The following is a 23,808-nucleotide window of genomic DNA, read 5'->3' as shown; positions in this document are numbered from 1 at the left end:
CAACCCACCCTCGCCACAGGGGAATGTGGATACCTTCAATAGCTGTGTTGACACCGATGGCTATCGCAGGCAAGCCAGCTCCCACATTTAATCGGTGGCGCGTTCAGTGAATCCGATAAGCACACCGCCGCGCGCCCAACTGAATATGCTCCACGCGCTCGACCTTGGCACGCAACACCTGCTCGAACACCTGCAATTCTGCGCGGCAAAACCCTTGGCACGCAGTAGCCGCCGCGCAGATCGGGCAGTGGTTCTCCACCAGGATCAGGGCACCGTCCGGCTGCTCGCTGCACTGGGCCATATAACCTTCACGCGTGCGCAGTGCCGCAAGCTTTTCGACCCGCGCTTTAAGGCCGCTGACGCCTTGCATCTCTCGTTCATACAACGCCAAGGTCTGGCGCTCGCGCACGTCAATCAAACGCTCAATAGCCTCTTCACCAAAGGTCTCGCGCACGGTCTGCAACAGTTGCACGGTGAGTTCGGAATGGGTATCGGGAAAGCGCGCGTGCCCCGCCGCCGTGAGCTGCCAAACCTGGGTTGGGCGCCCTACCCCACGCACCTCGGAGCGGGCCTCGACCAACCCACTGGCGGCCAGCTTCACCAACTGCTGGCGTGCCGCTTCACCGGTGGTGCCGAGGAACTCACCGGCATCACTGGCCAATTGTGGCCCACGGGTCTTGAGCAGGTGCAGCAAACGCTCCGCCGGCGACACCGGCGAATATTCCAAGTAGTTTCTTGACAAAATAAACAGCCTCGTCGCAATATTCAAAGCAATTACTTGGCAAATTAACCCAAGCCTGCCAGCGGCACAAGGAATCGTCGATGCACACCCAAGACAGCAGCTGGAGCGAGTTGCTCCGGGGCAAGAATGCCCCCCGTTCCATCGCCCTCTCCGGCGGCATTGCGCTGTATGCCACCAACACCTATATCGCCACGACCATTCTACCGTCGGTGGTCGCCGAAATCGGCGGGCTGGCGCTGTATGCGTGGAGCACCACGCTGTATGTGGTGGCTTCGATCCTCGGCTCCGCCCTCACTTCCAAGCTGCTGCAACGCACCGGGCCGCGGCTGGCGTATACCGTCGCCACGTTGATCTTTATGGTCGGTGTGCTGATCTGCGCCTTGGCGCCGAGCATGCCGGTGATGCTGGTCGGGCGCTTGATACAGGGGTTGGGCGGCGGCATGTTGCTGGCCTTGTGTTACTCGATGATCCAACTGGTGTTTGAGGAGCGCCTGTGGCCGCGAGCAATGGCGCTGGTGTCAGGCATGTGGGGCGTGGCTACCTTGGTCGGCCCGGCGGTCGGTGGCGTGTTCGCCGAGATGGATGCCTGGCGTTTCGCCTTCGGCGCCATGGTGCCGATAAGCCTTGCCTATATGGTACTCACCCACCGTGCGCTGCCGCCCCGCGATCCCACGGCGAGCACGGCCAGCCGCCTGCCGGTGCCGCAACTGGTGCTGTTGGCCGCCGCCGTGCTGGCCGTGTGCGCAGGCAGCGTTTCGGCGCTGCCGAGCTGGAACCTGCTGGGCATCGCAGTGTGCGCCGTGCTGGTCTATGCACTGGTCCGCCACGAATCCACCGCGACCATACGGCTGCTGCCCAAGGACGCACTGAAGTTCGACGCCCCGCTGTGCGCGCTGTATGCAACCACTTGCCTGCTGGTGATCGGCATGAGCAGCGAGATTTTCATGCCGTATTTCCTGCAACACCTGCATGGTCAATCACCGCTGGTTGCCGGGTACATGGCGGCGCTGATGGCGGCCGGCTGGACCGTGTCGGAAATCCTCAGTTCCGGCTGGAGCGGCCGCAGCGCACAGCGCGCCATCCTCGCGGGGCCGCTGTTTATCGTGGCCGGGCTGGTGCTGCTAGCCATCACCACGCCAGTGGAAAGCCTGGGTGAATGGGCGCGGTTGGCGCCGATCTGCCTCGGGCTGTTCCTGGTCGGTTTCGGCATCGGCCTGGGCTGGCCGCACCTGCTGACGCGCATCCTGCAAGTGGCGTCGGAGCAGGACAAGGACACGGCCGCCGCGTCGATCACCACCTTGCAGCTGTTCGCCATGGCCCTGGGCGCGGCATTGGCGGGAGTGATTTCCAACGTGGCGGGTATCAACGACGCCACCGGCAATGCCGGCATCGCCAACGCGGCACAGTGGTTGTTTGCCCTGTTTACCCTGGCGCCGGTGCTGGCATGGGTAATGGCGCGGCGGGCGACGCGGGTGAAGGTTGCGGCGGCGCAACTGACCCCGTCCTGACCACCGCCTACGCGCTACGCTTGGCGATCCAGCGGCGATACTGCCGCGTGCGCAAAGCGTTGCCCAGTTGCTGCTCGATCAATGCGCGTAACGGTGATACGCCGGGATCAGGCTGCTTGCGCTGGCTGAGTTTGCGCAGCTGGAACTTGACCAGCGCCATATTGGCCAAGGAGGCGAAGGCTTTGTTTTTCCAGGTGATCGGCGGCAGCTCTGGCGCGGTGTCTTTGCCTTCAAGCCACGCACGCGGCAGTTGCGGGTCAATCGCCAACGCGGTGCCGATGCCCACCATGTCCACGCCGCCGTGCACCACGCTTTCAGCCACCGGACGTCGACGGATACCGCCGGTGACCATCACCGGCATCCTGGCGACCGTCTGGATGTCATGGGCAAACTCAACGAAATAAGCCTCACGCGCCAGGGTGCGGCCGTCCCGCGCGTCCCCCTGCATGGCGGGCGCTTCGTAACTGCCACCGGACAATTCCACCAGGTCCACGCCCAAGTCGTTGAGCCACTCAACCACCTGCTTGGCGTCATCGGCGGTAAACCCGCCGCGCTGGAAATCCGCGGAGTTGAGTTTGACCGCCACCGCAAATTCCCTGCTAACCACCGCCCGTACCGCCTTGACGATATCGAGCAACAGCCGCGCGCGGTTTTCCAGGGAGCCGCCCCACGCGTCTGTGCGTTGATTGCTCAACGGTGAGAGAAACTGACTCAACAAATAACCATGCGCCGCATGGATTTCCACGCCAGTAAAACCGGCTTGTTCGCCCAGGCGTGCGGTGCGCGCAAAACGCTGGATAACCTCGGCAATCACCTCGGCGGTCATCGCCTGGGGTCGGCTGAAGTGTTTGGATAACGTGCCCAGGTCCATGGCGACCGCCGACGGTGCCCAGGTCTGTTGCCCCAGGTTGGCCTGCATCTGGCGGCCGGGATGGTTGATCTGCAACCAGAATTGCGCGCCACCTGCGCGCCCCACTTGCGCCCAGCGCTTGAACTTGGCCAGTTGCTGATCATCCTGCAACACCACGCCACCGGGGCCGGTCATGGCGCGGCCGTCTACCATCACGTTACCGGTGATGATCAGGCCGGCACCGCCATCGGCCCAGGCCTGGTAGAGACGCAGCAAATCGGCGGAAGGCGCCTGGTCGGCGTCTGCCATGTTCTCTTCCATGGCGGCTTTGGCGATGCGGTTGTTGATGGTCGAACCGTTGGGTAATAACAGGGGATCGAACAGATTCATGGAGCAGTCCTCAGTTGGCGTGGGACCACCATAAGATTAAAGCCAACTTTAAGGTCAATGGCTTTTTTCAGGTCAGTGCACGGCTTTCTCGCGCTCATCCTGCAGGCGGTTGAGCAACAACTGCGCATTGTCCGCACACGCCACGCCCTCAGGCTTGCCTTCGATGCCGTCAATCACCCGCAGCAACTGGGCCTTATTCTGCGCCAGGCGTTGCTGCAACACCTCGATTTCCTCGACCTTGCGCTTGAGACCACCGAGCAACGCCTCATGCTGCCAGCCGCCAGCGTTCATCGGCAGCAATTGGCGGATTTCTTCCAGGGAAAACCCTGCCGCCTGTGCGCCCGTGATCAGTTGCAACATCCCCGCTGCCTCCGGCGCATAGTCCCGATAACCGTTGGCCTTGCGCGTGACCGACTTGATCAGCCCGCTCGCTTCGTAGAAACGGATGCGCGATGGCGCCAAGCCGCTGAGTTTCGCCAGTTCGCCTATTCTCATGTTCCACTCCGCGCGCACATTGACCTTGAGGCGGACTGTAAACCTCAAGTGATCAGGCAGCCAAGCGTGGCCGCCCATCGGTTGAGCCGCACTTTGTTCAACCGGTCACGATCAACACGTTGCTGTTGATGGCCGATCAATCACTTTGGAGAGATGAACATGGGGTATGTCACTACGCAGGACGGCGTTGAGATCTTTTACAAAGACTGGGGCCCACGCGATGCCCCGGTGGTCTTCTTCCACCACGGCTGGCCACTGAGCGCCGATGACTGGGATGCGCAGATGCTGTTCTTCCTGGCTAACGGTTACCGCGTCGTCGCCCACGACCGCCGCGGCCATGGCCGCTCCAGCCAGGTCTGGGACGGCCACGACATGGACCACTACGCCGACGACGTCGCAGCCGTGGTCAACCACCTTGGTGTACAGGGCGCCGCCCATGTGGGCCACTCCACCGGCGGTGGCGAAGTCATTCACTACATTGCCCGCCACGGCGAAGACCGCGTATCCAAAGCCGCCATCATCAGCGCCGTGCCACCGTTGATGCTGCAAACACCGAGCAATCCAGGCGGCTTGCCCAAGTCGGTGTTCGACGACATGCAGGCGCAGCTCAAAGCCAACCGTGCGCAGTTCTATCGCGACGTACCATCGGGGCCTTTTTATGGCTACAACCGGCCGGGTGCCAAACCGTCGGAAGGCGTGATCCAGAACTGGTGGCGACAAGGCATGATGGGTTGCGCAATCGCCCACTACGACGGGATTGTGGCGTTTTCGCAAACGGACTTTACTGAGGCTTTGCGGCGCATCACGATCCCCGTGCTGGTGATGCACGGCGATGATGACCAGATTGTGCCGTATGAAGATTCCGGGCCGTTGTCGGCAAAACTGTTGAAGAATGGCACGTTGAAGACCTATGCAGGGTTTCCCCATGGGATGCCGACGACGAATGCGGATGTCATCAACGCGGATTTGCTTGAGTTTTTACGAAGCTAAGTCACTCGTTGCTGCGGCGCCGCACAGAGAAGTAGTGGGCGTCGTCGCGCCCGGTTAGATGGTATTTTGCTTGAGTGGATTGATCGGTTGAACACACCGGTGTTCACTCAACGCTACCCAGCCGACCAACGAACCGAGCAAAAAAAACAATGAAACACCCCTCACTCGGGAGACAATTCAAAAGAATAGCGGCGTTGATATTAGTGCTTCTCGTCCTTGGGGCATGGATGTTTTACATGGGCTGGGCCTCTCGGGTTGCCAGGCAAACCATCTTGATGGCATGGATTCCTGAATGGACGACCTATGTGGTATTCGGCGTTGTGACAGGCCTCTATTGTGCGTTCAGGCCCGAACGCAATCGCCCGCCCAACAGCACTAATATGTCTTCGACTAACAAGTTTTTAGGGGGCTTCAGCCTTGGATTCGTTTTCCTCCTGAATAGTTATGCCGTGTGCGTCTACCTGCTGCCTGGCGAAGTAATCCACTATAAATCCGTCTATGAAATCAGGTTTCCGGGACCGGCTTATGGGAAATATAGTCGTTGCGAGGCGGGCTTATGGATCAAGGATCTACACACTGAGCGCGATATCGAACTGTGCACAACCCGATCAGAACTTGACGATCAAATAAAACGCGGTATGACCGTTGCCTGGGTGACAGCGCGTACGAACACGCTAGGCACTTACATTATTAACCACACCTTTACCTACCCGTGAACCACGCCCTGTACGGCGATGTTGCAATACTGCCCCTTGAAATACAGCAAGGGCTTCGCCGCAGCCGCTGCTCGCAGACTTAACGCCTTTACTTCACCAATCACGATCAGGTGGTCACCGGCGGCGTGTTCGGCGTGAATTTCGCAATCCAGCCAGTGCAGGCTGCCGGCAATGATCGGATTACCCAAAGGCGAGTGCTGCCATTGCACGCCGTGCCATTTGTCTGTGCCGCGGCGGGCGAATTGGTTGGAAATCCCGGCCTGCTCACCCGACAGGATATTGACCACGAATCGACCGGCCTGGCGAATCTTGGGGTAGCTGGCCGAATTGGACATTACGCTGAATGACACCAGCGGTGGGCTCATCGACACGCTGTAGAACGACTGACACGTGAAGCCGACCGGCTCGTCATCCAGGTGCGAGGTAATCACCGTAATACCGGACGCGTAGTGCCCGAGCGCTTCGCGAAAGCTCAGTGGCTCGACCGTCGTAGTGGGAAATGACATGGTAAATCCTGAACAGGGAGTGCAACTTGGTACACCCCTTCCAATGGTGGCTCAACGCGCGTTATTGAGCTCTCTTCGAACGATCTCTGCGCCTGCACTCAATGCATTCAACTTGCCGCTCGCCACGCGGCGAGGCAAGGGCGCCATGCCACAGTTGGTGCATGGATAAAGCTTGTCGGCATCGACAAACTGAAGGGCTTTTCGCAGGGTATCGGCCACTTCCTCCGGCGTTTCAATGGCGTGGTTTGCCACATCAATGGCCCCAACCATGACTTTTTTACCGCGAATCAGCTCAATCAGGTCCAGGGGAACATGGGAGTTGTGACATTCCAGCGAAATGATATCGATGCTGGATTTCTGTAGCTTGGGGAAGGCTTCTTCATATTGCCGCCACTCCGACCCCAGGGTCTTTTTCCAGTCGGTGTTGGCCTTGATGCCATAGCCATAACAGATATGCACCGCCGTTTCGCATTTAAGGCCTTCAATGGCCCGTTCCAGGGTGGCGACGCCCCAGTCATTCACCTCGTCAAAGAACACGTTAAAGGCCGGTTCATCAAACTGAATAATGTCGACGCCCGCCGCTTCCAGTTCCCGGGCTTCTTCGTTGAGGATCTTGGCGAATTCCCACGCGAGTTTTTCGCGGCTCTTATAGTGGTTGTCATACAGCGTATCGATCATGGTCATGGGGCCTGGCAGCGCCCATTTGATCGGCTGGTTGGTTTGCTGGCGCAAGAACCTGGCGTCTTCGACAAACACCGGCTTTTGGCGCGCAACGGCGCCTACGACCGTCGGCACGCTCGCGTCATAGCGATCACGAATCCTGACGGTTTCACGCTTCTCGAAATCAACGCCGCTCAGGTGTTCGATAAACGTGGTGACAAAGTGTTGGCGGGTTTGCTCGCCATCACTGACGATATCAATCCCGGCGTTTTGCTGTTCTTGCAACGCCAAACGCAAGGCATCTTGCTTGCCTTCAATTAATTCGTCACCTTGCAACTTCCAGGGTGACCACAGCGTCTCGGGCTCAGCAAGCCAGGCCGGTTTTGGCAAGCTGCCAGCTGTAGAAGTGGGTAATAACTTTTTCATGACAGGCACAACCTTGTAAGTTTGATGAGTCAAGCGGCGTATTGCGCGGACCACTGTTCAAGCACAGCGTGATAGGGCTTGATGAAATTTTCCTCAACAAACCTGCCCTGCTCAATCGCCAGCCGACCACGTTCTTCTCGATCATAAACAATGCGTGTTAATGAATAATCCTGATGCTTCAAACTGGGTTGGTAGCGTTTTCCGGCGACAGAATTGGCATTGTAAATTTCAGGCCGGTAAATCTTTTGAAAGGTGTCCATCGTGCTAATGGTGCTGATAAGTTCAAGCGTCGTGTAATCACTCAGCACGTCACCGAAAAAATAAAATGCCAAGGGTGCAACACTGTTGGGCGGCATAAAATAGCGCACCTTCAAGCCCATCTTCTTGAAGTACTCATCGGTCAGCGAATACTCATCCTGCTGGTACTCAACGCCCAATACCGGGTGCTGGTTTTCAGTCCGGTGATAGGTCTTGGTATTCGAAACGCTCAGGCAGATGACGGGCGACTTCTTAAAGTGCTGCCTGTACGCCGCTGAATTCACAAAGCACTTGAACAGCTTGCCATGCAAGTCGCCAAAATTATCGGGCGTGCTGAATTCAGCCTGGCCTCTGTTGTGGCCCAACAACACCACGCTAAAGTCATAGTCGCGTACATACGAAGAAAAATTATTGCCGACGATGCCCTCAAGGCGCTCATTGGTTTTGCGGTCCACAATCGTGGTTTTCAACACTTCAATCAGCGGAATGGCCTGCCCATTGCCTTCAACACCGATCTGCATTTCAGCCGAAACAATCTCGAGTTCGAGCGCATACCGATCACCGCCAGCGTTATCCCAATGCGCCAAGGCATTGAAGCGGTTATTAATCATCGTCAAGGTATTGCGCAAGTTTTCCTGACGACGCTCGCCCCTGGCCAAATTAGCAAAGTTAGTGGTGGTGCGCGTGTTTTCGGAGGGGCGATAGTGCTCGTCAAAACAAACACTCTTAATCGTAAATTCAAACGCGTTATCCATGACCACCTGACACCTTAAAAGTTGAGACAGACTTGAGTTCACTGCTTGCCTTTTAGCAACACGCCGACGTTTGACTCAAGTCTTTACAGTTTCAATAATTAAGGTGGAGTCTATGCTGGCTATAGAGCAAGAGATAATGAAACGATTTCACTAAACCTTTAGCCCTGTTCATGATGGGTTGCCTCAAACCCAATGGGCCGAGCCATGGGCTGTTCAGCCCGAGACGCGCGCAAATAAGATCGCCTTGAGTGATACTGCCAGGCTCTCTTCCCACTCTGTTTTGCGCAGCTCAAAGGACCATGGATAAACCCAAAGACGCCGGCTTTGCCTATCAGACGGTCTACCGCTACCTCGTCGAGTTGATCGACGCCAGCCCGTCGTCAGGCGAACGCAAACTGCCGTCCCTGCGCCAATTGGCCGAGCGCCTTGGCGTATCGGTGTCGACCACCAAGTACGCCTACGCCTTGCTTGAGGATGAAGGGCGGATCTACGCGCGGCCCAAACAGGGTTATTTCACGAGGGCCATGCCTGCACGGGTAACAACTGAAACCAACCTGCTCGACCAAGTGTTCGCCAATGCCCGCCAGCCGGGAATGCTTGCCTTGAGCAGCGATGCACCGGCGATGCTGTTGTCGCTGGAAAACCCGCTGCTGATGCTTGAGCGTGAACTGACCCGCCAGCACCCACGCTCGCTGGCGCCGCTTTACTTACCCTTCGGTGAGCCCGAGTTGCGCACCGCATTGGCCGAGCGCTACACCCAATCCGCCGACCGCTACTGGCAGGCCGACCAGGTGTATATCGGCGCGGACTTGCACAGCGTGCTGGATGCGGCACTTAATGCCCTGGACCTGTGCGGCACCGTGGCGCTGGTGGAGTCACCGTGTTCGTGGGCGATTTTGCGCCAGTTGCAAGCGGCGAAGATTCGCGTGATCGAAATGCCGCTCGACGCCCACGGGCGTTTCGACCTGGCGGCGCTGGAAGGCGTGCTGATGCGTGAGCCGATTCGCCTGGCGGTGCTGTCGTCGACGGTGAATATCCCCCAGGGCGGCGTGATGCCGGCACAGGACAAGCAGCAGATCTGCCGCTGGCTGGCGGCGCGGGATATCTGGCTGTTCGAAAACGACACTTACGGCGAGTTGTATTTCGAAGCGCCGCCGCCGCGTTATCGCGACTTCACCGACCTGCAGAAGCTGCTGGTGTTTTCGACCTTCGATAAAGTCATCGGCTCGGAAGCGCCGTATGGCTATGCGGTGTGCCACGGGCACGCGCCGCAATTGCAGCGGGTGTTTCTGGAGCGTGGGTTTCGCCTGTCACCGATCCGGCAAAAGGCGATCGCCAAGCTGCTCACCTCCAAGCGTATCGACGCGCATTTAAAAGCGCTGCGGGCGCTGCTGCTGGAGCGCATGACCGGCATGAAAGCCTTGCTGGAGGAACATTGGCAGGTGATCGCGCCCCAAGGCGGCGCCAGCTTCTGGCTGCAAGCACCGCATGCGGTGGATATGCGTCAGGTATTTGAGCGCCTGCTGGCCCAACGCATCGTCATCGCCCCTGGCGAGCTGTTCAGCCAGCATGGCGCCTGGCCGCAACACCTGCGCCTGAGCTACACCCTCGACTGGAGCAAGGATATCGCCCAGGCCGTGAAGCGATTGGCCGAGGCGATCGATCAAAGCCCGTAGCAATGCCGCGCTTCAGGGAAACGGCCATGGCGCACATCGTCGGCAAACCGCTCGCAGGCATCGCGAATCACCGCGCCTACATCTGCGTACTGTTTGACGAAGCGCGGCAGGTGTTCGCCGCCCAGGCCCAACAGGTCTTCGGTCACCAACACTTGGCCATCGCAGGCCGGTGAAGCGCCAATGCCGATGGTGGGCATCCTTGAATCCAGGGTGATCTGCCGCGCGACGCCTTCGGCCACACCTTATAGCAACAGGGCGAAGGCGCCCGCCTCCAGGTTGGCACGGGCATCTGCGGCAATCACTGCAGCAGTTTCGGCGGTAAGCCCTTGGGCCTTGAAGCCGCCCATCACGTTGACGAACTGCGGCATCAGCCCCACATGGGCCATCACCGGAATGCCGCGCGCCACCAGAAACTCGACGGTGCCCGCCAACGCCACGTTGGCCTCCAGCTTCAGCGCATCGCAACCAGTGCGCGCCAGCACTTGGCCGCAGTTGCGAAACGCTTGCTCGTTGGATTCCTGATAACTGCCAAAGGGCATGTCGGCAATGACGCAGGCCAGGCGCGTGCTGTCGACCACGGCGCGGGTGTGGCCGATGATTTCTTCCAGCTGCATGCTCAAGGTCGAGGCCCGGCCGTAGCCGACCATCGCCGTGGAATCACCCACCAGAATGAAGTCGACCAGCGGGTCGATCAGCTTGGCGATGGCGCTGGAGTACGCGGTGAGGGAGACGATTTTCTGCTGGCCCTTCATGGCGACCAGTTGCGGGACGGTGAGGCGTTTGGTGCGGGTGTGGAGGCTCATCGGTGTTTTCCGTTTGTGCTGAATTCACGGCCCGATTATTGATAAAACCCCAGGGTGTTCAATGCACAGATTGACGCTAAAAAGCGACCCAGGTTTTTAACCTGATATCATCCGGGCCTTCACCCATCAGGCACCGACACATGAACCGCCAGAAAAAACTCAAGCAGCTCTTCAAGGCTAAAGCCAAGAAGGCCAGCGCCAAACTGGCGCCGAAAAGCAAAGACAAGTACATCAGCAAGGCAGACCGCGCCAAACTCGAAGCCGAGGCCGATCAAGCCTCAACCAGCGGCGCCGACACGCCCGCTTGAAGGCGTCCCCACCTCATATTTGCTCCAGATACGCCGCAGGTGCCGGGCTGACCCAAAGCCTGCGCGCTCGGCGACGGTTTCCATGTCCAGGCTCGACGCCATGAGCAGTTCACGGGCCACGGTGATACGCAGCGTGTGCAGGTAGTCCAACGGGCTGATGCCGACGTGTTCGTGGAACAGCCGCGCCAGGTGTCGGCTGCTGGTGCACGCCAGTTCGGCCATGCGTGTGACGGTCCAGGCTTCACAGGGCGCCGCGGTGATGGCGTCCTGCACTCGGTGCACGGCCGGGTGCAGGTGGTTGCGACCGGTGATCCAGGCTGAGAGCTGCGGGTCGGCGCCGCTGCGACGCATGTACACCACCATGTCGCGCGCCACACTGCAGGCCAGGCGTGGCCCGGCCAACTCGGCGAGCAGGTGCAGCATCAGGTCGATGCCCGCCGTGACACCGGCGCTGCAACTGACCGGGCCGTCCGTGACATACAGCCGGTTTTCCAGCACGCGGGCCTTGGGCGCCAGGGCCTGCAATGCCTCGCACAGCGCGTGGTGGGTGGTGCACTGGCGGCCATCGAGCAACCCCGCGCGGGCGGCACTTAATGCGCCGGCGCACACGCAAACAAGCCGCTGGCCCGACGCTGCAAACACGCTTTGCAGCCATTGGGTCAAGGTGTCGCTGGCCGACTCGAACGCCTGCTGCTGCGCCTTGCTCACCTTTGACGTGGAGCCGACCAACACCACCAGCGTGCCGGGCGCCAGGCTTGGCGGCAGGGGCGCCAAGCCGGCCAGCGGCAAGCCAATCGAGGTTTGCAGGGACGGCACCGGGCTGACGTACTGCAAGTCGAAGTCGAGAGCCGCAGGGTCCTCGCTCTGCGCGGCCAGGCGCAGCACCTCGGCGGGGCCGGCCAAGTCCAGCATCAGCACATTGGGCAACAGCACGAACAGCACCGGCACGCTCACGGGTTCAACGCTCCAGCGCCTGGGCGACGGTGACGATGCGCGCAAAGCGCTCTTCCAGCACCAGTTCGGTACGCTCACGAATCTCGGCGGCGCTGTATTCGCGGCCACTGCGTGCGTGGGTCATCGGGAAGGTCAGGGTCGCCTCGCTGACAAAATCCACCGCAAAACCGCTGTCCGACGCCTGCCGGGTGGTGGTTTCGCAGCACTGTTCGGTGCGGATGCCACTGATGATCAGCGCGCTCACGCCCATCTCCGTAAGCCGTGCAGCCAACGGCGTGCCGGCAAAGGCGCTGTGAAAGCGCTTGTGAATGATCAGGTCGGGGTTGATCGACAACTCACTCAAGGTTTTGACATTGCCCGATGCCATCGAAAAGTGCCCTTGGTCTTCAACATGGAAGACTTGTATCACCGGGATGCCCTGTTGAACACACCCATCGATCAGCGCTTGCTGTTTTTCCAGGAACAACGGCAGGTCATTTTCGGACCAGTAAGCAGAATGACGGAACGAATGCTGCACATCGATAACAATAAGGGCTTTATGGTTCATGACAGGTCCTCGTGGCTTGCATCACAGTGGTTGATGCAAGCCATGGTAAGCACCCGCGCCGATGAGCGACAGGCAGGTGCCGGACCACTTCAGGACCGATTCAGACATACCGGCTCAGCGGCGCAAATCACCCTGGGACGTTTGCGCACGGTGAGCAATTACTTGGCGAACAGCTGGCCCATGTCCTTGAACGCCTTGAACTCCAGGGCGTTGCCGCACGGGTCGAACAGGAACATGGTGGTCTGCTCGCCCACCTCACCCTTGAAGCGGATGTAGGGTTCGATCACAAACTCGGTCTCCCGCGCGCGCAGCCGATCGGCCAAGGCTTCCCACTGGTCCCATTGCAGGATGACGCCGAAATGCGGCACCGGCACAGCGTGGCCGTCCACGGGGTTGGAGTGCACCGATTCCTGGGATTGCGTCTTGGGGTGCTCGTGAATCACCAGTTGGTGGCCGTAGAAATCGAAGTCGACCCATTGCGCACTGGAGCGACCTTCCGAAAGGCCAAACACATCGCCGTAGAAGTGACGCGCGGCGGCCAGGTCGTAGACGGGAATCGCTAGGTGAAAGGGAGAAAGGCTCACGGTGGCTACCTGCAGGTTCTGTTTGGTTAGAACCCGATTCTTCACCAGAAAGCCCCACGGATAAAGCGGATATCCTTCGCCCTGAGCCTCTATAATTTCGATGCTCGCGCCCTACTTCGGCGCATCCAGCACTTCGATGACGCACGCCCTGAATAATTCGAAGAGCGGCAATTGGCGCTGGGTGTACTTGGTCAGCAGCACGATTTCACGGTAGAACGTGAGCTTGTCCAATCGCAAAACCCGCACGTCACTGCCGTGTTCCAGCCACAGGCCGGCCAGGGGCACCAGCGACACGCCGAGGCCGCTGCGTACCATCTTGACGATGGCGTCCAGCTCGTCGAGTTCCAGCGCTTGCCGGGTCTGGATCTTGTGTTCCTTGAGAAACTGCGTGACCTGGCGCCCGCCGAACGAGCCACGGTCATACCGCACGAAGGGTTGCTCGCGCAGGATCTGCAGCGGGTCGTCGCCCTGCACGTCCTTGGCGGTAATCAGCACAAAGGGTTCGCGGGCGATCACTTCGATATTCAGGTCTTTGGGCAGGTTGAACGGCGGGTGGATCATGATCGCCAGGTCCAGCTCACCGGCATCCACCTGGCTGAGCAGGTTGAGCGAAACGCCGGGCACCAGGCTGACCTCGATAAACGGCGCGCGGCGTTTAAGCGCGACCAGCGCCTGGGGCAGGAGGCCGGTTTGCACACTGCCGATGGCGCCGATGCGCAGCGAGCCGTGAAAGTTGTTGGCGCTGTCGGGCGCGCCCATGCGCGAGAAAATATCGAGGATCTCCTCCGCCAGCGGCACCGCGCGCTGCCCGGCCGCATTGAGCGTGGCGGAGCGACCGGTGCGGTCGAACAGCTTGACGCCCAGGGCGTCCTCGAGGTGTTTGATCTGCGCACTCACAGCCGATTGCGTCAGCCCCACCTGCTGCCCGGCGGCGGCGAAAGTGCCACGGCGGGCGGCGCTCACGAAGGTTCTCAGCTCTCTGATCATGGGGCTACCTTATCGATCGTTGGGGTTCAGCAACCGCTCAAGGCCACCTGCGGTCGCTCGCCTGCGAAGAAGAACGGGCGCAGTCGCACACCGACGCTGTTACCAATAAAGGCTGCCACCAACCACACCCAGCCATGCAGGCTGCCGGAGGCGATGCCGCTGAAGTACGCGCCGATGTTGCAGCCGTAGGCCAGGCGCGAGCCATAGCCCAGCAGCAAACCACCGATCACTGCGGCCACCAGCGAACGTGCCGGGATTTTCAGGTTTGGGGCAAAACGCCCGGCCAGGCCCGCAGCCAACAGCGCGCCGAGGACGATGCCGATGTCCATCACGCTGGTGATGTCTTCCCACACGGGCGCTGCCAGGGCTTTGGCATTGCCCGGCATTTGCCAGAACGCCCAACTGGCCACGTCCACACCCAAGCCGCTGGCCACTTTGGCGCCCCACAGCGCGAACGCCGAGGTAATGCCCCATGGCCGCCCGGCCAGCGCCAGCGTCGCATAGTTAAGCAGCGCCAAACCGATTGCCCCCCACACCAATGGCCAAGGCCCGCGCAGGAAGCGGCGCAGGCCGATGTGCTCGCTGCTCACGCCGGGTTCAAGCTGGCCGTGTCGGCCCTTCTCCAAACGCACGGTGACCAGCGCGATGACCGCGAACACGGCAAGGCTCAGAATCATGGCCGGCAACACGCCGAAGCTCTTGACGATGGACACCGCCGGGAACGCCGGCAACGCGAACCACCAATCCACATGGTGCGTGGCAATCAGCGAACCGCAGATAAAAAACAGCAGCGTCACCAGCATGCGCGCATTGCCGCCGCCGACGGTGAACAGCGTGCCGGACGCACAACCGCCGCCCAACTGCATGCCGATACCAAAGATAAACGCCCCGAACACCACCGATACGCCAGCCGGTGCCACCAGCCCGACCACCGGCTGCCCGAACAACGTGCCCGCTCCCAGCGCCGGGAAGAACAGCAACACCGCCACTGCCAGCATGACCATCTGTGCGCGCAAACCGGCGCCGCGCCGATCATTGATAAATACGCGCCAGGCCGACGTGAATCCGAAAGCGGCGTGGTACAGGGTCAAGCCCAATGCGGCGCCGACCACCAGCAACAGCACCTGGCGCGAGCCGACGCTGTTTTGCAGGAATACGGCACCGGCCACCAGGATGATAAAAGCCGCCAACGGCGCGATAGGCTTGCGCGCGGGGGTCAGGGAAAGGGAGGTGCTCATGGGCTTTCTCGGATTTGATCGGAGGGGGAAGTTTGGCGGTGAGTATAAACCCTGACAGGGTCGGCCTTTGCAGGAATTCAGACGGCCAGGCAACGCCTGCGAAGGTGGCAACGTTTAGTTTCGCCGGGTGTATTGCTTGAACAAAAAACCTACAGTAACCTCCGCCAAGGCAGCCACCAATGGGTGGCAGGAATGGATTCTGGCCCGCTGTCCGGTGGGCTCTGACAAGGAAGTTAAAGCATGCACACGGCTATCAGTCCGACCATCTATACGCTCGGCCCCGAGGGTACCAATTGCGCCACCGCCGCGCAGTGGTGGCTTGATTCTCGTGAAGCGCGCAATGGCACGCAGCGAATTGTTCTGCATGAGACGCTTGAGCAAGCCTTTGATGAGTTGTCCGGGAAACAGGACGGCTATCTTTTAAGCTGCGCCGCGTACCCCGATTTGCATACGCTGATTTTTACCCGCCTGGGCGATATGGAGCTGTGCGACAGCTTCATCATGCCGACCCACTCCATGGTGCTTGCCAGCCGTACCAGCGCCGACCAGATAAAGAGTGTGGCAACCCATCCCGCGCCCCAATCCCTGGTGGCAAGCCACTACCGCAAAGTGTTCGCCAACAGCAATGCCGATGCCGCCGTGCTGTGCAGCACTGGCCAGGCAGATGCGTGCGTGACCACCGTGGTCGCGGCAGACCTGCATGAGCTGAACATCATTGAGGATTTCGGCCAGGTGCCGATGGCCTTTCTGGTCCATTCGCTGAAGCGAGCCGACCATGCAAAAGCCTGATCCGCTGTCGACCCTGGTCAATATCGTCGACGAAGTGCGTGCCCGCCAGGAACTGGATGGCAGCATCAAGGCGCCGAACGTAGCCGACCATGCCCTCATCAACCGCTTGATCACCGAGCTCGACCGGCACGCCGCAATGATCGACGGGCTATCTGCGCCGCTGTTGACGGCGACCCTGGAAGACCTGGGCAACTGGCTGAAGAATGGCCTGGATCAACGGCCTCTATTCGATAAAACTCTCGCCAGTTTCAACACCCCTGCACCCGGCGACGCCTTGTTTCTACTGGCCCCCATGCGCGCGACCAACGGCCCTGACCCCGAAGGCTTTCGGCTGGAGCTGGTCACCGGCTACCGCAGTGAAACCCCTTACCTGGCAAAGGCCGCGCAGTACACCGAGCAGTACGTGGCACCGTTTCAATGCATCAAGCTGGGAGCGGCCTCGAAGGGGTTCCTGCAAGGCAATTGCATAGTGCTGTTTCCAGAGTCCGTGGCGACGGCAGCCAAGGTCGATAAACAGACCTTCGCGCTGTTCTTCTTCAGCAAGTTTCTGCGTATCTACAACGAACAGACACTCGTCGAGGCAGACCGTCTGTTCGGGCGCCAAAGCCCGTTCCTGTTCGGCCAATTGAGCAGCCGCCAGATGTCTGAGCCAGACATGTACGACGCGCGTTGCCTGTGGGGTTATTACCATGACTATGCGCACCACACCGGGCCACGCCCGTTGGACAAAAACCTGTACATAAAGCTGAACTGGTTTACCGGCCTGCTGGAAGAAACCAAGTGTGACTTGATTACGGTGCGCCTGGTGCTGGAACACCGTCCGGACTTTTGGCGTGAAATCGCCGAGTTCATTCTGCTCGAGCGCATGTTCCGCTACCCCAAGGGCTCGGACCAGCATATGACGTTCGATGCCGGCACCGGGATTTTGCTCTTTGAGATGCTGATCAATGCCAACGCATTGGTCGAAACCGAGCACGGCCACCTCAGCTTTGACAGCGAGCGTCTTGACCAAAAGCTTGTGTCGATGATTGCCGATATCGAGGCCCTCGAAGCACTCGACGACGAGGCCTACCTGGCGGGTGCCAAAGCCTATGTTCAGCAACATCTGGGCACACCGCAAACCCCACTGGCACGTTTCAATTTCCCGGCCACGCACTACGCACGCCGCGTGCTGGCCGAGTGCCCCCAATGAATGCATTGAAGGTCCGTCTGCTGCTGTTCACCGTGGCCATTCTCGCGTTGTTCTCGATCAGTTGGCTGCTCTCGAAAAACCTGCTCGGTAGCATTTCGGTGATGCATGCCGTTGGGCTCAGGCTGTGGGCCACAACCGCCGCCTTATGGTTGATCGTGGCGTTCGGCACGCGACCGCCGCTGTCATCCAAGCCGCTGCTCGCCAGGATGCCGGGGTTTTTCATCCTGTCGATCCTGGGGTTCTCGCTCTATTTTGTCTGCAGCTTCGGCGCCTTGAAAACGCTGAAAGCCAGCGACCTGACCATGGTCCTGGCGACGATCCCGGGCATTACCTACTTGCTGGGCCTGCTGACACGCAGCCTGGGGTTTTCCTGGCTCAAACTGGCGGGTGTGGTGATCGTCAGTGTCGCGGCGCTGGCGTTCAATACCCACACCGGTGACGTTAGCGCAGTCAGCCCGTGTGGCATTGCGCTGGCCCTGGTCGCGGCGCTTTCCTACGCCGTTTATGGCCTGCTGTCCAAGCGCTACCTCAAGGATTTGCCACTGATCAACTCGCTGGCCTGGGTCACACTGATCGCCGCGGCGTGCTTTGTGCCGCTGTTCATTCTCGACCCCGCGCCCTTGTTGCGCCTGAACCTTGAGGATGCGCTCAAAGTGCTGATCCTGGGGGCTGCCTGCTCGGCGCCGGTGTATGTGTTGTACCAGAAGGTTTTGGCCGAGGGCGGCGTGCTGTATGCCAATGCGATTGGCTTGCTGGCACCGTTCGCCGTGGTCACCGGTGAGTGGTTGATCGGCTCCGGCACGACCTTGGGTGCAGTAAAAATCGTCGCGATGATTGCGGTCATGGTGGGGATCACCCTGTTATTCATGGATGCATCAGGCGCCTCGGGCTGGACGTTCAAGCGTCGTGCCCCAAACCAACCGGTTAGTGAGGAAATAAAATGAAAAAGCTGGCGTTGGTTTGCCACCGCAGTGCCAAGTTGTCCTTTGTATTTGAGGCCGCAGAAGCGGCAGGTATTGAACTGGTACTGATTTACGACACGACCGAAAGCGCCCCCGCGCACTTGCCGGCAGTCACGTCGACCTGGCAGCTGCCGGTTTTCGACGAGCCGCAGGTGGCGTTGGAAGCGTTCGGGGCCGGCGTGCAAGAGAGAGGGATTGGCGGGGTGATGACGGTTCGCGAAGAAGCGATCATCTGGACGGCACTGGCGGCGCAAAAAATCGGTACCCCTGGCATCGATCCCCATGTGGCGGCGCTGGCCCGCAACAAGTACCTGATGCGCCAGGCCTTTGCCGAGGCAGGCTTGAGGTCGCCGGGCTTTTGCTACATCGATAACCCGCACGACCTGTCGCAAACCCGCGCCCTGGGGTTGCCACTGGTGATCAAGCCGCTCTCCGGCTGGTCGAGCACCGGTGTGATGCTGGCCAAAACGGCCGAAGAGCTTCCCGCCCTCGTCAACGCGGTCTGGGAGGTCCAGAGCAAGGACCTGGCTCGTTTCTATGACCAGGACAAAGCCGCAGGCCTGGTTGTTGAACAGTATTTGCCGGGTAAAGAATTCGTTGTGGAGTGCTTTGTCGATATCGAAGGGGTGCATGTCCTGGCAGTGGGCGACAAGGGCCAACCCGAAGGGCCCTGGTTTGAAGAAACGATCTACCGCCAGCGTCGAGATATCGACGACCCCTTGATCATGGCCCTGTGTGAGACCGCGCGCGCCGGGGTCAAGGCACTGAGCATTACCATGGGCGCCGCCCATGTGGAGCTGCGCCTGGATGCCAACCAGCAAGCGTATGTGATTGAAATCGGCGCACGCATAGGGGGCTCGGGGGTCTCGCACTTTGTGGTGGAACAGAGCACCGGCGTGTCGTTCGCCGCACTGTGCATGAAGGCCGCCCTGGGTTTGCCCACCCCGGCACTGCCCGATGTGCTGCCGGCCGCCAAAGTGGCAGCAAACTACATCATTCCTCTGCGCGGCGATGGCCGTTTCAACGGTTTCAGCGGGCTGGAAAAGGTCGCGGAGCACCCTGAAACCGCCCGGATCGTGACTTTTTTCGAGGCAGGGCATCTTTCACCACCCCCTCCCGCGTTTGGCGGCTACCCAGGGTTCATCTTCTCGGTACATGCCTCGGATGAGGCGGCGAGCGCTTACCACCAATGGCTTGATGCTTCCTTGAGCATCAACTGGAACCAATAAATACCACCCGTAGCCGGGTTCGGGAGTCGTGATATGGAACATCCGCAACTGGATTGGAATAACCTGGGTTTCAGCTACAGGAAAACCGACCTTCGTTACATCGCACATTGGCGTGACGGCCAGTGGCAGGAAGGTGCACTGACCGAAGATAACCAACTGCATATCAGCGAAGGCTCAACCGCATTGCATTATGGCCAGCAGTGTTTTGAGGGGATGAAGGCCTACCGTTGCAAGGATGGTTCGATCAACCTGTTTCGCCCCGATCAGAATGCTGCCCGTATGCAGCGCAGTTGCTCACGGCTGCTGATGCCGCCCGTCTCGACCGCGCAATTCATTGATGCCTGCAAGCAGGTGATCAAGGCCAACGAACGCTTCCTGCCGCCCTACGGAACAGGCAGCTCGCTGTATCTACGACCTTTCGTCATCGGTGTGGGCGATAACATCGGTGTGCGTACCGCGCCGGAGTTTATCTTCTGCGTGTTTTGCATCCCGGTCGGCGCGTTGTTCAAAGGCGTGTTGCAACCGAGCAACTTCATCATTTCGGACTACGACCGCGCCGCCCCCAATGGCACCGGCGCCGCCAAGGTCGGCGGAAACTACGCGGCCAGCCTGCTACCCGGTACCGAGGCACGGCAGGCGGGTTTTGCCGACTGCATTTACCTCGACCCGCTGACCCATAAAAAAATCGAAGAAGTCGGCTCGGCGAATTTCTTTGCCATCACCCATGACAACACCTTTGTGACGCCGCGTTCACCTTCAGTATTGCCTGGCATCACCCGCGCCTCGTTGATCGAGCTTGCGCAAAGCCGTCTGGGGCTCAAGGCGGTGGAAGAGGACGTTTATATCGACAACCTGGCGGCGTACAAGGAAGCCGGCGCGTGCGGCACCGCAGCGGTTATCACACCGATTGGCGGTATCCGCTACAACGATCACCTGCATGTATTCCACAGTGAACATGAAGCCGGCCCGATGACCCAACGTTTGTTCAATGAGTTGACGGGCATCCAGAACGGCGACGTTGAAGCACCGGCAGGCTGGATCGAAAAAGTCTAAAGCCCTGAGGCGCTCGCTGTGCCGACACCCCGTGGGTGTCAGTACAGCGGGCCGATCAAGCGTCAGTCAGACCGGCCGAAAGGGCTCATGTCCGCCCCACTGAACCGGTAACCGGCAAGTTGCCAAGCAACTTGAGCCCGGTGCTTTTCACAAAGGTGTCGTAGTCCATCGGCTTCTGGATACGGGTTTCGGCGTTGGGCAGCACATAGGCCCAGGCACGTTTGGACGAAGCGTCGTACACCAGCTTGAACAGGCGTGTCGGCACCCACACCTTGTTGTCGCCGATGGTGCTGTAGCCGGCATCAAACAACGGGCCGGTGAACACAAACACATTACCGCCTGCACGTACCGCGAACTTGCGCACGTCGGCCTCGACCTTGCTCCAGATCTTGCGGTTATTGGTGGGGTCTTGCGGCACCATGTTCGACAAGGCGAAGGACTGCGCCATGGCATTTGCACTTGGCGCATCGGCGGCTGGGGACTGGTGGCCGCGGTCCACCGCCGGGTGCTGGCTGCGGTAGTCGCTCAGCTCGGCGCGGGCGCCTTTGGGAATGCGCGGGTCGGGATAAAACTGGTTGGTGCGCTCTTCACCCTTGGCGTCTTTCAACTGTGCGGCGTTCAAACGCTCGACCACCACCAAAGGCGTCTTGCTGGTTTGCGAGTAGAGCACCGCAAAGTGATCCGAACACAGCGCCATGGGTTTCATCGAGGCGGGTACGGTGGCCGTGTTGATCGGCGTGGCGCCAGGAAACAGGTCCGCGCAGCCGTCGAAGGAGAGCTGTTTTTCTTGACGGGAATAGAGACCAAGGGCCGCGCTTTGGCTGATGGAGCTTGAGCGCGAAGTGTGTTCATGGGCCGGTGGTTTGATCAGGTCCAGCAGGCTGCGGGCCTGCGCGCCGGGCGAGAGCAGAACACACGCCGACAGGCCGACTGCAATAATGCGTAAGTGCATGTTTTATATCTTAAAGTGAGGAGCCTAATGGACCCTCACTTTAAACTTTAGTGCGACGCCTGACGGATCGAATTCCAGGCCACCTGCGCCAGGCTCCCCACCTCGTTAAAGCACGCCAGCGCTTCACGCAGGATGCTGCGCCTGCCGGGGAAGCAACTTGCCGAACTGGCAGGCGGCACCATGACCGTGAAGCTCGCTTAGCGCCTAGTGCCCCGCCACCGCAGGCCCATCGGCTGACCGCCGTCCCGGTTTGAAGCCATGGGCATGCGCCGTGCAGGCAATCACCAACGCCACCAGCAGCAACAGCGCCATTGCCCATGGAAATGAGGCGGCGCCCCACGTCTCCAGCAACACGCCACCGACCACGCCGCTGGCCGCAATGGCGCTGTTCCACGCCACCACGTTCAGCGACAGCGCCACATCGGCGCCCTCTCCAGCTGCATCGGCCAACGCGGTTTGCAGCAGTGTCGCGGCCCCCCCAAAGCTCAGGCCCCACACGGCCACGCCAAGGTAGATCACCTGCGGCACGCTGCCCAAAAAGCCGAACACCAGGGTTACTGCTGCAAACGTCACCAGGCTTACCAGCACCGTCTTGCGCAACAACGGCTCGACCAGCTTGGCCGTCAACCAGATCCCCACCAACGCGGCAATGCCGAACACCAGCAAGACTAAATCCACACGCTCAGCCAAGCCTGCACGCGCCACAAACGGGGCAATGTAGGTGTACAAAATGTTGTGCGCCAACATCCAACTGATCACCACCGCCAGCACCGGCCGCACGCCGGGCGTGGTCAGCACTTGGCCCAGGGACAGCCGCTGGTGCGCAGGCTGCGGTGGATAGTCCGGGACTTTCACCAGCACCCACACGATCAGCAGCAGCGTCAGCGCCGACATCAGGCCGAACGTCGTACGCCAGCCCACCAGGCCGCCCAGCCAAGTGCCCAGCGGCACACCCAGCGACAACGCAATCGGCGTACCCACCATGGCCAGTGCCAGCGCCCGACCCTGTTGATGCGGCGCAACCATGCGCCGGGCATAACCGGCCAGCAGGCTCCAGGCCAGCCCCGCCGCCACGCCGGCAAAGAACCGCGCCACCAGGGTTACGCCGTACTGGGACGACAGCGCGGTGATGGAGTTAAACAGCAGAAAGCCGACGATAGTCAGCAGCAACACGTTGCGCCGCCGCCAACCACGGGTGGCTATGGTCATGGGAATCACCGCCAGCACCGACCCCAGCGCGTAGGCCGTGACCATCTGCCCGGCCATCGACGGCGAAATCGCCAGGCCGTCGCTGATCAGCGGCAACAGCCCGGCGGGCAGGGTTTCGGTGACGATGCAGATAAAGCCGGTCATGGCCAGGGCGAGCAAGGCGCCAATGGGCAGCCGGTCGGATGCCGCGGATAAGCTGAGTGAGGGTGTCACGGGAGACTCCTTGAGATGACTTAGATACTGATCGATATAAATGTTGCGTGCACACACAGCTCGTTGTCAACGACTTATGTATCGACTAGTATTTATCTCGCTTACCCAGAGGATTCCCCACATGGCACAAATGGGCCGCCCGCGTAATTTCGACCGAGACCAGGCCGTGGAACAGGCCATGCACCTGTTTTGGCAGCACGGTTACGACGCCACCTCCCTCGCCCAGCTCAAGGCCGGGTTGGGTGGCGGTATCTCCGCGCCGAGTTTTTACGCCGCATTCGGCTCCAAAGAAGCGCTGTTCGATGAATGCGTGCAGCGTTATCTGGCCACCTACGCCCAGGTCACCGAATGCCTGTGGGATGAGGCTTTGCCCCCGCGTAAGGCCATCGAAACCGCGCTGCGCCAGTCGGCGCGCATGCAGTGTGAAGACGGGCACCCCAAAGGCTGCATGGTGGCGCTGGGCGTGATGAGCGCACCCAGCCCGGAGAATGCGCGGGTCGCGGATGCGCTGACGCAATCACGCGTGCGCACCCGGGCCGGGATTGTGGCCTGCATTGAGCGCGGGATACGTCTTGGGCAATTGCCGGGCACCACGCAGGCAGCGTCGATGGCGACGGTATTTGACAGTTTCTTGCAGGGCGTTTCGATTCTGGCGCGCGATAACGTGCCGCATGTGGCTATCGACGCGGCGATCACTCAACTCCTGCTGACATGGGATGTTGCAGCCTCAACCGTCGCACCGCGCACCCACTTCAATCACGCCTGAACCGGCCCGTTATCGGCCCAGCCGATGCACACCCGCGAATTATCGATTTG

Annotated in this window: 23 protein-coding genes and 1 pseudogene; 10 read left to right on the top strand and 14 right to left on the bottom strand. The window is 60.2% G+C overall.

Annotation, left to right across the window (positions count from 1 at the left end):
- Positions 1–103: 103 nt before the first annotated feature.
- Positions 104–727, bottom strand: coding sequence for a helix-turn-helix transcriptional regulator (locus GIW48_RS25400; protein WP_218172180.1), 624 nt, complete (start codon positions 725–727; stop codon positions 104–106).
- 95 nt (positions 728–822) lie between these two features.
- On the opposite strand from GIW48_RS25400, the gene GIW48_RS25395 reads away from it, so the two are divergent.
- Positions 823–2,250, top strand: a complete 1,428-nt coding sequence (locus GIW48_RS25395; RefSeq protein WP_236460816.1) for an MFS transporter — start codon at positions 823–825, stop codon at positions 2,248–2,250.
- A gap of 7 nt (positions 2,251–2,257) precedes the next feature.
- On the opposite strand, the gene GIW48_RS25390 is transcribed toward GIW48_RS25395, so the two are convergent.
- Both GIW48_RS25390 and GIW48_RS25385 read right to left on the bottom strand, forming a co-directional pair.
- Positions 2,258–3,490, bottom strand: coding sequence for an NADH:flavin oxidoreductase/NADH oxidase family protein (locus tag GIW48_RS25390; RefSeq protein ID WP_236460817.1), 1,233 nt, complete (start codon positions 3,488–3,490; stop codon positions 2,258–2,260).
- 72 nt (positions 3,491–3,562) lie between these two features.
- On the bottom strand, positions 3,563–3,985 hold the full coding sequence (locus tag GIW48_RS25385; protein WP_017136978.1) for a MerR family transcriptional regulator: 423 nt from the start codon (positions 3,983–3,985) through the stop codon (positions 3,563–3,565).
- Positions 3,986–4,144: 159 nt separating this feature from the next.
- Between GIW48_RS25385 and GIW48_RS25380 the strand changes: the two genes are divergently transcribed.
- Positions 4,145–4,975 (top strand): alpha/beta fold hydrolase, encoded by an 831-nt coding sequence (locus GIW48_RS25380; RefSeq protein ID WP_017136979.1) that lies wholly within the window; start codon positions 4,145–4,147, stop codon positions 4,973–4,975.
- A 706-nt stretch (positions 4,976–5,681) separates the two neighbouring features.
- On the opposite strand, the gene GIW48_RS25375 is transcribed toward GIW48_RS25380, so the two are convergent.
- From GIW48_RS25375 to GIW48_RS25365, 3 genes are read right to left on the bottom strand one after another with little or no spacing between them, the layout of a single operon-like run.
- Positions 5,682–6,197, bottom strand: coding sequence for a flavin reductase family protein (locus GIW48_RS25375; protein ID WP_236460818.1), 516 nt, complete (start codon positions 6,195–6,197; stop codon positions 5,682–5,684).
- Between the two features lie 51 nt (positions 6,198–6,248).
- A complete protein-coding gene (locus GIW48_RS25370) occupies positions 6,249–7,283 on the bottom strand; it encodes a methionine synthase (RefSeq protein WP_236446983.1) in 1,035 nt (344 codons plus the stop codon).
- A gap of 29 nt (positions 7,284–7,312) precedes the next feature.
- Positions 7,313–8,296: a DUF1852 domain-containing protein gene (locus GIW48_RS25365; RefSeq protein ID WP_236460819.1), complete on the bottom strand. Its 984-nt coding sequence runs from the start codon at positions 8,294–8,296 to the stop codon at positions 7,313–7,315.
- A gap of 299 nt (positions 8,297–8,595) precedes the next feature.
- Here GIW48_RS25365 and GIW48_RS25360 point away from each other — a divergent pair, with 299 nt between their 5' ends.
- Positions 8,596–9,972 (top strand): aminotransferase-like domain-containing protein, encoded by a 1,377-nt coding sequence (locus GIW48_RS25360; RefSeq protein ID WP_236460820.1) that lies wholly within the window; start codon positions 8,596–8,598, stop codon positions 9,970–9,972.
- On the opposite strand, the pseudogene panB reads toward GIW48_RS25360, so the two are convergent.
- Positions 9,960–10,775, bottom strand: a pseudogene (gene panB / locus GIW48_RS25355) (3-methyl-2-oxobutanoate hydroxymethyltransferase). The gene GIW48_RS25360 and the pseudogene panB sit on opposite strands and share 13 nt — an antisense overlap.
- 140 nt (positions 10,776–10,915) lie before the next feature.
- Here panB and GIW48_RS25350 point away from each other — a divergent pair.
- Entirely contained in the window at positions 10,916–11,083 is a 168-nt protein-coding gene (locus GIW48_RS25350) for a DUF2986 domain-containing protein (protein WP_017136986.1), read from the top strand.
- On the opposite strand, the gene GIW48_RS25345 is transcribed toward GIW48_RS25350, so the two are convergent.
- The 5 genes from GIW48_RS25345 to GIW48_RS25325 form a co-directional block, all read right to left on the bottom strand.
- Positions 11,054–12,037 (bottom strand): GlxA family transcriptional regulator, encoded by a 984-nt coding sequence (locus GIW48_RS25345; protein ID WP_017136987.1) that lies wholly within the window; start codon positions 12,035–12,037, stop codon positions 11,054–11,056. The genes GIW48_RS25350 and GIW48_RS25345 overlap by 30 nt on opposite strands.
- Positions 12,038–12,041: 4 nt before the next feature.
- Positions 12,042–12,584, bottom strand: a complete 543-nt coding sequence (locus GIW48_RS25340; RefSeq protein WP_170037882.1) for a cysteine hydrolase family protein — start codon at positions 12,582–12,584, stop codon at positions 12,042–12,044.
- Between the two features lie 158 nt (positions 12,585–12,742).
- Positions 12,743–13,168 carry a VOC family protein gene (locus GIW48_RS25335; RefSeq protein ID WP_236460821.1) on the bottom strand — a complete coding sequence of 142 codons (426 nt, stop codon included), beginning with the start codon at positions 13,166–13,168 and terminating at the stop codon, positions 12,743–12,745.
- Between the two features lie 111 nt (positions 13,169–13,279).
- Positions 13,280–14,155: a LysR family transcriptional regulator gene (locus GIW48_RS25330; protein ID WP_169984752.1), complete on the bottom strand. Its 876-nt coding sequence runs from the start codon at positions 14,153–14,155 to the stop codon at positions 13,280–13,282.
- A 26-nt stretch (positions 14,156–14,181) separates the two neighbouring features.
- Positions 14,182–15,393, bottom strand: a complete 1,212-nt coding sequence (locus tag GIW48_RS25325) for a YeeE/YedE family protein (protein ID WP_170037877.1) — start codon at positions 15,391–15,393, stop codon at positions 14,182–14,184.
- A 240-nt stretch (positions 15,394–15,633) separates the two neighbouring features.
- Here GIW48_RS25325 and GIW48_RS25320 point away from each other — a divergent pair, with 240 nt between their 5' ends.
- From GIW48_RS25320 to GIW48_RS25300, 5 genes are read left to right on the top strand one after another with little or no spacing between them, the layout of a single operon-like run.
- Positions 15,634–16,182, top strand: coding sequence for a hypothetical protein (locus GIW48_RS25320; protein WP_017136993.1), 549 nt, complete (start codon positions 15,634–15,636; stop codon positions 16,180–16,182).
- On the top strand, positions 16,169–17,374 hold the full coding sequence (locus tag GIW48_RS25315) for a DUF6421 family protein (RefSeq protein ID WP_236460822.1): 1,206 nt from the start codon (positions 16,169–16,171) through the stop codon (positions 17,372–17,374). The genes GIW48_RS25320 and GIW48_RS25315 overlap by 14 nt, the downstream gene beginning before the upstream one ends.
- On the top strand, positions 17,371–18,318 hold the full coding sequence (locus tag GIW48_RS25310; RefSeq protein WP_236460823.1) for a DMT family transporter: 948 nt from the start codon (positions 17,371–17,373) through the stop codon (positions 18,316–18,318). The genes GIW48_RS25315 and GIW48_RS25310 overlap by 4 nt, the downstream gene beginning before the upstream one ends.
- Positions 18,315–19,565: an ATP-grasp domain-containing protein gene (locus GIW48_RS25305; RefSeq protein ID WP_236460824.1), complete on the top strand. Its 1,251-nt coding sequence runs from the start codon at positions 18,315–18,317 to the stop codon at positions 19,563–19,565. Before GIW48_RS25310 ends, GIW48_RS25305 begins: the two co-directional genes overlap by 4 nt.
- A 33-nt stretch (positions 19,566–19,598) precedes the next feature.
- Entirely contained in the window at positions 19,599–20,618 is a 1,020-nt protein-coding gene (locus GIW48_RS25300; RefSeq protein WP_017136997.1) for a branched-chain amino acid aminotransferase, read from the top strand.
- 85 nt (positions 20,619–20,703) lie between these two features.
- Here the strand turns inward: GIW48_RS25300 and GIW48_RS25295 are convergent, their stop codons facing one another.
- Together GIW48_RS25295 and GIW48_RS25290 are read right to left on the bottom strand one after the other, a co-directional pair.
- Complete coding sequence (locus GIW48_RS25295; RefSeq protein WP_017136998.1) at positions 20,704–21,570, bottom strand: DNA/RNA non-specific endonuclease; 867 nt, start codon at positions 21,568–21,570, stop codon at positions 20,704–20,706.
- 204 nt (positions 21,571–21,774) lie between these two features.
- Complete coding sequence (locus tag GIW48_RS25290; RefSeq protein ID WP_170037869.1) at positions 21,775–22,992, bottom strand: MFS transporter; 1,218 nt, start codon at positions 22,990–22,992, stop codon at positions 21,775–21,777.
- Positions 22,993–23,113: 121 nt separating this feature from the next.
- Here GIW48_RS25290 and GIW48_RS25285 point away from each other — a divergent pair, with 121 nt between their 5' ends.
- Positions 23,114–23,758 carry a TetR/AcrR family transcriptional regulator gene (locus GIW48_RS25285; RefSeq protein ID WP_017137000.1) on the top strand — a complete coding sequence of 215 codons (645 nt, stop codon included), beginning with the start codon at positions 23,114–23,116 and terminating at the stop codon, positions 23,756–23,758.
- The last annotated feature ends 50 nt before the right edge of the window (positions 23,759–23,808 follow it).

The sequence above is a fragment of the Pseudomonas sp. PA-6-3C genome, assembly GCF_021605825.1.
Taxonomy (GTDB): domain Bacteria; phylum Pseudomonadota; class Gammaproteobacteria; order Pseudomonadales; family Pseudomonadaceae; genus Aquipseudomonas; species Aquipseudomonas edaphica.
This window is presented reverse-complemented; position numbering and strand designations above follow the sequence as displayed.